The organism is Thiohalomonas denitrificans, assembly GCF_016841685.1.
Lineage (GTDB): Bacteria > Pseudomonadota > Gammaproteobacteria > Thiohalomonadales > Thiohalomonadaceae > Thiohalomonas > Thiohalomonas denitrificans_A.
Genome location: NZ_JAENYR010000042.1, coordinates 1 through 11,387 on the forward strand (window position 1 = coordinate 1; position 11,387 = coordinate 11,387).

The window sequence follows — 11,387 nt, forward strand, 5'->3', positions numbered from 1 at the left end:
TCGAAAAATCTGTCTAAAACCGGCTTTCCCTCGCTACGATCGGTCAAGTCCGACAGGCTCCTAGCCCTTGCTAATCCACCCCTACGTTTCCCCCTTTACCTATGGTCTAATAGCGCCCCATGTATCGACCTCTCGAACTCTTCATCGGCCTGCGGTACACCCGCGCCAAGCGCCGAAACCACTTTATTTCGTTTATCTCCGCCACTTCGATGTTGGGGATTGCGCTCGGCGTAACGGCATTGATCACCGTGCTTTCGGTGATGAACGGTTTCGAGACCGAGTTGCGTGAGCGCATGCTCGGTATGGCGGCCCATGCCACCATCAGTGCCTATGGCGGAACGCTTGATGACTGGCAAACGGTGGAGGAATCTGTGAGCCGGCATCCGAAGGTCCTCGGGGCTGCACCCTATATCCAGAAGGAGGGGATGCTGATCCATGGCCAACAGGTGAACGGCAGTCTCATTCGCGGTGTGCTGCCCGATGCCGAGAAAGAGGTGTCAAAAGTCGCCGAAAGCATGGTCAGCGGCACGCTTTCCTCACTGGAGCCGGGGGAGTTCGGCATCATCCTGGGTTCCGATCTGGCGCGCATCCTGGGTGTACTGCAGGGCGACAAGGTTACTCTGGTGTCTCCCTCCGCAAATGTCAGCCCCGCCGGGATGCTGCCACGCCTGAAGCGTTTTACTGTGGTGGGCATCTTCCGGGTCGGCATGTATGAATTCGACAGCGCCCTGGGGCTGATCCATATGCAGGATGCCCAACGGCTGTTTCGTATGGATGAGGGGGTAACCGGGGTGCGGCTGAAGGTCGATGACCTGTTCCGAGCTCCTTATATCAGCCGGGAACTGGCGGGTGAGATGAGTGGCGTCTACCAGGTCCGGGACTGGACCCAGTACCACTCGAATTTCTTCCGTGCCATCCAGACGGAAAAGATGGTGATGTTCGTCATTCTGCTGCTAATCGTCGCAGTGGCCGCGTTCAATATCGTTTCGACCCTGGTGATGGTGGTCACCGATAAACAGACGGATATTGCCATCCTGCGCACCCTGGGCGCCACGCCAAAGAGCATCATGGGCGTATTTATGGTGCAGGGGACGCTGATCGGGTTCGTCGGAACCCTGTTGGGGCTCATCGGTGGGGTGACACTGGCTCTCAATGTGGAAAATATCGTGCCGGCCATCGAGCAGCTATTCAGCATCCAGTTTCTGCCTGCCGATGTGTACTACATCAGCGATTTGCCGTCGGAACTCCATGGGAGTGATGTGGTGAACATAACCGTGATCGCCTTCCTGCTCAGCGTGGTCGCCACGCTCTATCCGGCGTGGCGGGCGTCGCGCACCCAACCGGCGGAGGCACTGCGTTATGAGTGAAGCTGCGAATGCCGTACTGGGTTGCCGCAATCTCTGCAAGACGTTCCGTCAGGGGCCGGCGGTAGTCGAAGTGCTTCGGGGGGTTGACGTCGAAGTGGCGGAAGGCGAGCGAATCGCCGTCGTGGGTACCTCGGGCTCGGGGAAAAGCACGCTGCTACACCTTTTGGGCGGTTTGGAGGCCCCCACCGAGGGCCACGTCTGGGTCGACGGCCACGAAATGAGCGCCCTGGGCGAGGCGGAGCGGGGCCGCCTGCGTAATCGGGCATTGGGCTTTGTCTACCAGTTTCACCATTTATTGCCGGAATTCAGCGCCCTGGAAAACGTCGCCATGCCCCTGCTTATTCGCCGGGTAGCACCGGATGAGGCCCGTAAACAGGCGACAGCGGTACTCGAGCGGGTCGGACTGGGCCCGAGAATCCTCCATAAACCCGGAGAACTCTCGGGTGGCGAACGCCAGCGAGCCGCCATCGCCAGGGCCTTGGTGACGCGCCCCCGGTGCGTCCTTGCCGACGAACCGACTGGAAATCTCGATGTTCATACCGCCGGTCAGGTCTACGAACTGATGCTGGAGTTGAATCGCGAGTTTCGGACCAGTTTTGTGGTGGTCACCCATGATGAACAGCTGGCGGGGCGCATGGATCGCGTCCTGCGCATGAAAGACGGTGTATTGGTAGACAACGGTCGGGGCTGAGGAGGCGCGGTGGCCGGGTCAGGATACGGCGGATGACGCGCTAATTCGCCTTACCGCGTCGTCTCCCGGGCGGCGCGGTCCTGCTTCCTGTGGTGGTGATGACGAACCAGTCGGAGTCGCCAGAGTCCGCGAATAATGCCGAAGCCAACGGCTGCGCTCAGGGTTCCAAGAATGAAACAGCCGAGCAGAAACGGCTGCCAGATTACCCCCATCTCGTACACCAACCAATCCGGCGAAAGCGAAAAATTCACATCCCTTTCGCGTGCACCCATAAGCCATGTGCCTAACCGGTAGGCGCCGAAAAAGATCGGCGGCATGGTCACGGGATTGGTGATCCAGACCAGAAGCACCGAAAGCGGCAGATTCACCCGCGCCAGGATCGCTCCGCCGGCGGCAAGCAGCATCTGAAAAGGCACAGGCACGAAGGCCATGAAAAGCCCGACCGCAAAAGCCCCCGAAGCCGAACGGCGGTTCAGGTGCCAAAGGTTCGGGTTGTGGTGCAGAGTGCCGAATACCTTGAGATGCCGGTGCTTCCGGAGGGTTTCCTGATCCGGCATGTAGTGTTTAATGAGACGCTTCGGCATGCCTACACTGCGCGAGTTGAGTGGCGAGTTGTACTGACGGTTCCCGTTTCTCACGGTAACCCGTTATTATCCACGATTTCACAGGCTTCTGGAAACGATGCCTTCAGGGACGATTACATTTTTGCTCGGCGTGGCTTTATTGCAGCTATTCGCCGAGTTGCCGAGTGGGCACTGGCTGCCACTGGTCGCCGGTGCGCCATTGATCGCCCGTGGTTTCCTGCGCTCCCGCAAACACCTGACAGCGGTTATCGCCGTGAGTGCCGGTTTTCTATGGGCCTGGCTCCATGCTGGTGCCGTCCTGTCCAATCCCTTGCCCGAGTCACTGGAAGGTGAAAACCTGATGGTGTGGGGGACCGTCGAAGAACTTCCTGACTCTGATGGACGGCGGATCCGGTTTCTCTTAAGTCCGGATCGAATGGAAGCGGCCGGAACGCCCGTGATACCCCCCGGGCGGTTGCGGTTGAGTTGGTATGGACGTAACCACCCGGAGATCATCCCCGGTGAACGTTGGCGCCTGCTTATACGTCTAAAACGTCCCCGTGGATTATTCAACCCCGGCAGCTTCGATTATGAGCGCTGGCTGTTTCAAAACGGTATCCGCGCCACCGGCTACGTCCGTGATTCGGATCAGAATCGGCGCCAAGCGGTGGGGGGCGGGCTCGATGCCTGGCGTAATACCATCGCCAAAGCCGTTGGTGAAGCGCTTGAGTATAAACCCGGCACCGACCTGATCCTCGCCTTGGCAGTGGGAGACCGGCGAGAGATTGGTTCGGAACGCTGGCAGGTGCTGGCCGCCACCGGTACAACCCACCTGATGGCCATCTCCGGCCTGCATATCGGTTTCGTTGCGGGCCTGGTCTATTTTCTGGCGCGGCTGATGTGGTCGCGTTGTGCATCGTGCTGTTCGCGCATCGCGGCGCCCCGGGCCGCTGCCGTATTCGCGGGTGCAGCGGCCCTTGGCTATGCAGGACTCGCGGGCTTCTCGGTACCGACCCAGCGCGCACTCATTATGGCGGCCGTGGCCTTGGGGGCCGTTGCGGCCGGGCGCAAAATCACCCCCGGCTTCGGCCTCTCCGCTGCACTCCTGGCCGTTCTGCTGATCGACCCATTGGCTGTCCTCTCCATTGGTTTCTGGTTGTCCTTTGCCGCGGTGGCGGTAATTCTGTTCGGACTTCACGGGCGGCTGCGCCGGGAGAAGGGCTGGAAGGCCTGGATTCGGGTCCAGTTCCTGGTCGGGCTGGGCCTGCTCCCCCTGCTGATCGCCGCCTTTGATGCGGCATCGCTGATCTCGCCTCTGGCCAACCTTGCGGCAGTGCCATGGGTCGGGTTCGTCGTGGTGCCGGTGACGCTGGCTGGTGCGCTCCTGCTGCTCCTCTGGGAAACACCGGGAGCCGGTCTGCTCGAGGTGGCTCGCCTGGCTTTGGAGAAGCCATGGCCGTTGCTGGAAAGCCTGTCCGGGGCGGAACCGGTGGGGAGCAGTGTAGCGCTGTGGACGCTATTGCCGGCTGCCGGAGGGGTTATCTGGCTAATGACTCCTCGCGGCATTCCCGCACGATGGTTGGGAGTCATGGGGCTACTGCCGATGTTGTTGTTTCGCCAGCCCGACCTGCCGGAAGGCATGGCCCGGCTCGCGCTGCTTGATGTCGGACAAGGCCTGTCGGCGGTCGTGCAGACTGCAGAGCACGTCCTGGTCTATGACACGGGTCCGCGCTTTTCGGCCACCTTCGATGCCGGTTCAGCAGTGGTCACGCCTTACTTACAAACTATCGGCAGGCAACGGGTCGATACGCTGGTGTTGAGCCACGGCGACGGTGATCATGTCGGCGGTCTCAGCGCTTTGAAAGAGACGTTTTCAATTGGAAGGATTCTGCAGCCCGACTTCGAACCGGGGACCCAAACCTGTCGGGTGGGGGAGACCTGGAATTGGGATGGCGTCCGCTTCGAAGTGCTGCATCCGGATTTCAAGGATGGTGACTCGGAAAACAACGCCTCCTGCGTGCTGAGGGTCACGGCGGGCGGGCATCGGCTGTTGCTGCCGGGGGATATCGAGACGCCGACAGAGGAGCGTCTGCTCGATACCGGTGCGCCGCTGAGAGCCGAACTGATCGTCGCCCCCCACCACGGTAGTTCGACCTCCTCAAGTGCAGCCTTCATTGAAGCCGTCCAGCCCGAATGGGTGTTTTTCCCGGCGGGTGCCGGTAACCGGTGGGGATTTCCCGCTGAACCGGTTCTGAACCGCTATCGGGAAAATGGTGCCAAGGCATTGATTACCGGGCAATCCGGACCGATTTTAGTGGAAATGGGGGGCGAATCACTGAGGGTTCGGAGCTATCGGGAGTATGCTCGTCGTTATTGGCACCAATAGCGGGCTCTCGGGTTCCGGCGGGATACCGATTGAACCGAGAGGGACAGGAGTGGTTTGTAGGGCAACCGCATAAATCCCTGTATCTCCTGTGCTCCCCGTGGTTTATCCTCCGGTGTGGCTACTGCGGCTGCTTCACCGGCCTATGCCCGGGGGCCCGGGTTTGGTAAATTGTGCGCGTTTTCTACGTGCCTTAGCTTATGGGGAATTCCTGACGTGTTGGAGATCGTAACGGCTGGCGGCTGGTTAATGCTGCCTATTTTGCTCTGTTCAGTCGTCGCGGCGGCGATCGTCGGTGAGCGCTTCTGGACCCTTCAGCAAAAGCGGATCACGCCCAAACATCTGGTGACCCAGATCTGGCAACTCTATCGCAACGATCAACTGGACAATCTGCAACTCCGCAAGATCCGTGACAGCTCCCCCCTGGGCCGGGTACTCGCTGCGGGTTTGGTGAATATCCGACACGACCGTGACGTGATGAAGGAGGGCATCGAGGAGACGGGCCGACAGGTCGTCTCCGAACTGGAGCGTTATCTCAATACCCTCGGCACCATTGCCTCCATCACGCCCCTGCTGGGGCTGCTGGGCACGGTCATTGGCATGATTAAGGTCTTTTCGGCCATTACGGCCCATGGCATTGGCGATCCGGGCATACTGGCCGGGGGGATCTCCGAGGCGCTCATCACCACTGCAACCGGCCTCTCCGTGGCGATTCCCAGCCTGATGTTCTACCGCTATTTCCGGGGGCGGGTGGATGCCCTGGTGCTGAAGATGGAAGACGAGGCCCTCAAGCTCGTTGAGGTAATCCATGGCGAGCGGACGAGCGAAACGGAAGGTTCCGCTGAATGAAGTTCCAGCGCGCCAATCGAGGCGAGCCCGAGGTCAACCTGACACCGTTGATCGACGTCGTTTTTCTTCTACTGATCTTTTTTATGGTCTCCACCACCTTCGAGCGGAAGAGCGAAATCAGTGTCGAATTACCGGAAGCCACCGGCGAACAGCAGGAGACGGAGCAGGCGGTAGTCGAAGTTACGATTGATGCAGAGGGCCACTATTATGTCGATGGTCAGGAGCTGATCAATACTCAACTCGAAACGCTCAAGCGTGCTCTGCGCAAGGCAGCAGGTGATGCCGAAGAGCCCCAGCTGATCCTGAGCGCCGACCGCAAGGCCACGCATGAATCCGTGATATCGGCCATGGACGCGGCCCGACAGGTTGGCCTCTACAACATGACCTTTGCTACCCGACAGCCGGCCGAGGAGCAGTGACCGTGGCATCACCCGGTACCGCTGCGGCTGCAAATGGCTCCGCCATCTACCGCCGTTTGCTCGGCTATGTCCGCCCCTACTGGGGGCGCTTCCTGGTCGCCATCGTGGGAATGGCCGTGGTTGCGGCCTCCGAAACGGGCTTTGTCGCGCTGATGAAGCCAATGCTCGACGGGAGCTTCGTCGAACGCGATCCCACGATTATCCTGTGGACCCCAATCGTCATCATCCTTCTGTTCCTGTTTCGGGGCGCCGCTGCGTTCTCCTCCGGCTATTTGATGGCCTGGATTGGCCGTAAAGTCATCAGCACGCTACGGGGACAGATTTTCCGGCACCTGCTGAAGCTGCCCGTCGCATTTTTCGATAACACACCCTCGGGCAGTCTGGTCTCGAAACTGATTTACGACGTCGAGCAGGTCGCGATGGCGGCGACCAATGCAGTGACCATACTGGTGCGCGATACGCTTACCGTGGTGGGCCTGCTTGGCTGGATGTTTTACATCAACTGGCGCCTGGCGGTGGTTTTGCTGATCGGCGCGCCGCTGGTTGCCAAGATTATTCACATCATCAATGACCGCTTCCGACGCTACAGTCGCCGTATTCAGGGCTCCATGGGGGACGTGACGCAGATTGCCCAGGAAGTCATCGAGGGGCAGCGGGAGGTAAAGGCCTTCGGGGGGCACGATTATGAAGAGCGGCGATTCGAAGACGCCAACGAGCACAATCGTCGCCTCAATCTGAAGTTGCAGGGTACCCAGGTGGCCAGTGTGCCGGTGGTGGAGTTCGTGGCAGCGAGCGCGACCGCCGCGGTGATCTACATGGCCCTGTCCGATCTTGATGCCCTGACGGTCGGCGCATTCATGTCGTTCGTCGGGGCGATGATGATGATGCACTCCCCCATGAAGCGCCTGACGCAGGTGACCGCGACGCTTCAGCGGGGTATCGCAGCCGCAGACAGCGTTTTTTCCTTTATCGACCGGCCGGGTGAAAACGATCGGGGGCAGGTGACCCTCGAGCGGGCGAAGGGGGAGGTGAGCTACCGTGGTCTTACCTTCCGCTATGGTGAAGACAAGCCGGAGGTACTGCAGGGCATCGATCTGCATGTTGCGCCGGGAGAGACGGTTGCCCTGGTGGGACGCTCCGGGAGTGGAAAATCCACTCTGGCCGGTCTGCTGCCGCGCTTCTATGACCCGACCAGCGGCAGCATCGAACTGGACGGCCATGATATCCGCGATGTTCGTCTCGACTCCTTGCGCGATCAGGTGGCCCTGGTCAGTCAGCACGTTACGCTTTTCAACGACACCATCGGCAACAACATTGCCTATGGTCGCCTGGAAGGCGCCGACCGCGAAATGATCATCGAGGCGGCGAAAGCCGCGCATGCCTGGGAGTTCATAAAGGAGCTGCCGCAAGGCCTGGATACCATGGTCGGGGAGAACGGGGTGCTGCTCTCCGGCGGCCAGCGCCAGCGCCTGGCCATCGCCCGTGCTCTGTTGAAAAACGCCCCCATCCTGATCCTCGACGAGGCCACCTCGGCCCTGGATACAGAGTCGGAACGGCACATTCAGGCGGCCCTCGAGGTCCTGATGAAGAACCGCACCACGCTGGTGATCGCGCACCGCCTCTCGACCATCGAAAACGCCGACCGTATTGTGGTCCTGGAGAACGGACGGATCATCGAAAGCGGCCATCACAAAGCACTTCTGGAGAAGGAAGGCCGGTATGCCGCCCTCTACAACCTGCAGTTCCAGGACTGAAGAAGGCTTCGGCGCGCGCCTGCAGGAGCTTTGGTACCGTCGACGGCTGGCTCCCGCCCTCTGGCCCTTGCTGCCTCTGGAAGGGCTTTTCTGCGGGCTATCGGCCCTGCGCCGACTCGCTTACGGGTATGGCCTGCTGCGCGTTCATCGATGTGCCGTCCCCGTCATAGTCGTTGGCAATATCACGGTCGGGGGCACCGGAAAAACGCCCCTGGTGGCACGCTTGGCTGTCCTGTTGCGGGAAGCGGGTTACCGGCCGGGCATCGTCAGCCGCGGCTATGGCGGGGGGGCCAGCCAGTGGCCGCAGGCAGTAAACGGAGCGAGCGACCCACAGAGCGTGGGGGACGAACCGGTACTGCTGGCCCGAACCACCGGCTGCCCGGTCATGGCCGGTCCGGACAGGGTGGCCGCCGCCGATGCACTGGTGCAGCAGGGCGTGGATGCCATTATTAGTGATGACGGCCTTCAGCACTATCGTCTTGGCCGGTCAGTAGAGATCGCCGTGCTGGATGGCGAACGCCGCGCGGGCAACGGGCACTGTCTTCCCGCCGGGCCACTCCGGGAGCGGACGAATCGGCTCGATAAAGTGGATTGGGTGGTGGTCAACGGCGAACCTGCGAGCGATCGCGAACAGTGCATGACGTTTGTTCCCGGCAGATTGCATCGCATCGATGGCTCTGAGGGCGAACGCCCTCTGAAGGATTGGACGGGGAAGCGTGTGCACGCCGTGGCCGGCATCGGCCATCCCGAACGTTTTTTTGCTATGCTCAAACGCGCCGGGATGGAGGTGACACCTCACCCGTTTGCCGATCATTATCCCTACGGGCCGTCCGACTTGGCATTCGGAGACCATCGGCCGGTGGTGATGACGGAAAAGGATGCGGTCAAATGCCGCCTATTCGCACAACCCCACTGGTGGTCGGTCCCGGTGAGGGCGGAGCTCGATTCCGTTTTCGAAACGGGGCTGCTACAACAAATCGATAACAAGAGGTGACCGTGGACAGGAAACTACTCGATATCCTGGTCTGCCCCCTGTGCAAGGGGCCGCTCGTATATGAAAAGGAGCGCCAGGAGCTGATCTGCAAGGCGGATCGGCTCGCCTATCCCATCCGGGACGATATCCCGGTGATGCTCGAAGACGAGGCCAGGGAACTGTCGCCCGAAGAGGAGTACTGAGCCCGAATGTCTCATAAATTACGCACGTCCTCACTGGCCTGTGGTCCACATAATGAACTTTCCTCAGTCGGCCGTAGTCCCGGCACGGACATCCTGCTTCGCCCCGGCAGGTCCGTCCGTAGATCTGACCGATACGCCGCTCCTTTGGAAAATCCGTCGTACGAACCATATCCTGGCGATGACGTGCAGGACGCACTAATGCCGCGAGGGCAGGATGCCCGGGAGCGGTCATCGCGCGAACCCATGAAATATTCGGGCTGAAATGTTCCGCGTCTTCATTCCTGCCCGATATGCATCCCAGCGCCTGCCGGGCAAGCCGCTGCTTCCCATCGCCGGGCGATCGATGCTTCAGCACGTCTACGAAAGGGCGGTTGCCAGCGGCGCTGCCCAGGTCATGGTGGTCACGGATGACGAGCGCATCGCCGATACAGTGATGGGGTTCGGGGGCGAGGTATTGATGACCGGTGCTCACCACCGCTCCGGAACCGAACGCATCGCCGAGGCGATCGATGCGTTGGCGCTCGACAGCAGCGAGGTCGTCGTAAACCTGCAGGGAGACGAGCCGCTGATGCCTGCCGATCTGATCCGGCAGGTGGCGGAGGACCTGGAGCGCTTTCCGACCGCCGATATTGCCACGTTGGCAACGCGGATCCATACGGCAGCGGAGCTGTTCGATCCCCACACTGTCAAAGTGGTGATGGATAAAGGCGGGTTCGCTCTCTATTTCAGTCGCGCGGTTATCCCCTGGGACCGGGAGGCGTTCGCCGTGACCACCGAGGAGCTTCCGCCGACTGCCGAACACTATCGCCACCTGGGCTTATATGCTTATCGTGCCGGCTTTCTGTCGCGTTATGTGGATCTCCCCCCGTGTTCTATCGAGGGCATGGAGTCACTGGAGCAGCTGCGTGTCCTATGGCACGGCGGCCGCATTCACGTTGCCGAGGCGATTTCGCAACCTGGCCCGGGTGTCGACACCGAAGCGGATCTGAACCGCGTGCGGGAGTTATTGGAGGTCTAGCCCCAGGAAATCGGGGTGAATGGAACGGCAGTCAGTATCCAGCACGGGAACCGTATAGGTGGCCGGCACGCGGCGTCGCGGATCACCGTACTGATCGGTTTGCATATCCCGTCGGTTCAAATCCTGCAGAACCAGAGTGGGACCGTCATCGAGGACCTCGATGACCCGGCAGGGAATACCGCGGTGCTTCACCTCGATACCAATCATTCCCCGCAACTGTTCCATGCTGAAATCAAGTTCCGGCACGTTGTGACGCCTCGTATAGTTCAGCAAAATTGTAGTGTATTAGAGGAGGCTATGAAATGGTCAAGGTTTTATTCGTTTGCATGGGCAATATCTGCCGTTCTCCCGTGGCCCATGGCCTGTTTCAGCACCTACTTGAGCAGGACGGGTTGGCAGAACAGGTCTATGTCGATTCGGCCGGGACGCATGCCTACCACGTTGGGGAGCAGCCGGATCCGCGTTCGCAGGATACGGCGCGGCGCCGGGGTATCGATATCAGCACGCAGCGTGCGCGCAAGGTCTGCGCTGAAGACTTCGACGAATTTGATTATGTGCTGGCGATGGATCGGGGCAATTACCGGATGTTGGCGAAGATTTGTCCCGCCGGCTCCGAGGAAAAGCTCTCGATGTTCCTTGAGTTCGGCCCGGACCTGAAGGAAACGGAGGTGCCGGATCCCTATTACGGAGGGCCGGGTGGTTTTGAAAGGGTGTTTGATTTGGTCGAAGCCGCGGCCCGGGGATTGCTTGCGGATATCCGTAAGCGCCATGGAATAGGGGGTTAGCACTGCTGGACGATGTCCCTCACGGTTCACCCAAAAAGGGAGCCTCGCGGCTCCCTTTTTACTTACGATCCGGCTTTGTCGGGATCAGTACTGTCGGAACGCGTGACTTCTTCGCGCGGTTTGCGATGACCGGGCTCACCGGAACTATCGCTGCTGGTCGAAGAGGAGGGCTCAGACGGACCGTTGTCTCGACTGCTGCTTGCTCCCGACGCTGATTCGTCGTGCACCGGTTTCGATTCACGCTGAGGCGCAGGGGGCTTCTCCGCATCCGGCCGGGGCTGAGACGGTTTCGCTTCGCTCTCCGGCCTGGGCTGAGGTGGCTTTGCTTCGCTCTCCGGCCTGGGCTGAGGCGGCTTCGCTTCGCTCTCCGGCCTGGGCTGAG

The 11,387-nt window shown here is 60.6% G+C and carries 12 protein-coding genes; 10 read left to right on the forward strand and 2 right to left on the reverse strand.

Annotation, left to right across the window (positions count from 1 at the left end; all coding sequences use genetic code 11):
- Window positions 1-119: 119 nt before the first annotated feature.
- Together Q7L05_RS10305 and lolD are read left to right on the forward strand one after the other, a co-directional pair.
- Window positions 120-1,367: a lipoprotein-releasing ABC transporter permease subunit gene (locus Q7L05_RS10305; protein WP_303905799.1), complete on the forward strand. Its 1,248-nt coding sequence runs from the start codon at window positions 120-122 to the stop codon at window positions 1,365-1,367.
- On the forward strand, window positions 1,360-2,058 hold the full coding sequence (lolD, locus tag Q7L05_RS10310; protein ID WP_303905802.1) for a lipoprotein-releasing ABC transporter ATP-binding protein LolD: 699 nt from the start codon (window positions 1,360-1,362) through the stop codon (window positions 2,056-2,058). Before Q7L05_RS10305 ends, lolD begins: the two co-directional genes overlap by 8 nt.
- A 50-nt stretch (window positions 2,059-2,108) precedes the next feature.
- On the opposite strand, the gene Q7L05_RS10315 is transcribed toward lolD, so the two are convergent.
- The gene (locus tag Q7L05_RS10315) at window positions 2,109-2,642 is read right to left on the reverse strand and encodes a DUF2062 domain-containing protein (protein WP_303905804.1); all 534 of its coding nucleotides are present in this window, start codon (window positions 2,640-2,642) and stop codon (window positions 2,109-2,111) included.
- Window positions 2,643-2,739: 97 nt separating this feature from the next.
- Between Q7L05_RS10315 and Q7L05_RS10320 the strand changes: the two genes are divergently transcribed.
- The 7 genes from Q7L05_RS10320 to kdsB all read left to right on the forward strand — a co-directional run bounded on the left by Q7L05_RS10320 (window position 2,740) and on the right by kdsB (window position 10,220).
- A complete protein-coding gene (locus tag Q7L05_RS10320; protein WP_303905807.1) occupies window positions 2,740-5,007 on the forward strand; it encodes a DNA internalization-related competence protein ComEC/Rec2 in 2,268 nt (755 codons plus the stop codon).
- 213 nt (window positions 5,008-5,220) lie between these two features.
- Window positions 5,221-5,853: a MotA/TolQ/ExbB proton channel family protein gene (locus tag Q7L05_RS10325; RefSeq protein WP_303905809.1), complete on the forward strand. Its 633-nt coding sequence runs from the start codon at window positions 5,221-5,223 to the stop codon at window positions 5,851-5,853.
- The gene (locus Q7L05_RS10330; protein WP_303905811.1) at window positions 5,850-6,272 is read left to right on the forward strand and encodes an ExbD/TolR family protein; all 423 of its coding nucleotides are present in this window, start codon (window positions 5,850-5,852) and stop codon (window positions 6,270-6,272) included. The genes Q7L05_RS10325 and Q7L05_RS10330 overlap by 4 nt, the downstream gene beginning before the upstream one ends.
- 2 nt (window positions 6,273-6,274) lie before the next feature.
- On the forward strand, window positions 6,275-8,026 hold the full coding sequence (msbA, locus tag Q7L05_RS10335) for a lipid A export permease/ATP-binding protein MsbA (protein ID WP_303905813.1): 1,752 nt from the start codon (window positions 6,275-6,277) through the stop codon (window positions 8,024-8,026).
- Window positions 7,992-9,020, forward strand: coding sequence for a tetraacyldisaccharide 4'-kinase (gene lpxK, locus Q7L05_RS10340; protein WP_303905816.1), 1,029 nt, complete (start codon window positions 7,992-7,994; stop codon window positions 9,018-9,020). Before msbA ends, lpxK begins: the two co-directional genes overlap by 35 nt.
- 2 nt (window positions 9,021-9,022) lie before the next feature.
- Window positions 9,023-9,202 (forward strand): Trm112 family protein, encoded by a 180-nt coding sequence (locus Q7L05_RS10345; protein ID WP_303905819.1) that lies wholly within the window; start codon window positions 9,023-9,025, stop codon window positions 9,200-9,202.
- Window positions 9,203-9,464: 262 nt separating this feature from the next.
- Window positions 9,465-10,220, forward strand: a complete 756-nt coding sequence (gene kdsB, locus Q7L05_RS10350) for a 3-deoxy-manno-octulosonate cytidylyltransferase (protein ID WP_303905821.1) — start codon at window positions 9,465-9,467, stop codon at window positions 10,218-10,220.
- Here the strand turns inward: kdsB and Q7L05_RS10355 are convergent.
- A complete protein-coding gene (locus tag Q7L05_RS10355; protein WP_303905823.1) occupies window positions 10,206-10,466 on the reverse strand; it encodes a hypothetical protein in 261 nt (86 codons plus the stop codon). The two genes, kdsB and Q7L05_RS10355, sit on opposite strands and share 15 nt — an antisense overlap.
- 56 nt (window positions 10,467-10,522) lie before the next feature.
- Here Q7L05_RS10355 and Q7L05_RS10360 point away from each other — a divergent pair, with 56 nt between their 5' ends.
- The gene (locus Q7L05_RS10360; RefSeq protein ID WP_303905825.1) at window positions 10,523-11,005 is read left to right on the forward strand and encodes a low molecular weight protein-tyrosine-phosphatase; all 483 of its coding nucleotides are present in this window, start codon (window positions 10,523-10,525) and stop codon (window positions 11,003-11,005) included.
- Window positions 11,006-11,387: the final 382 nt, after the last annotated feature.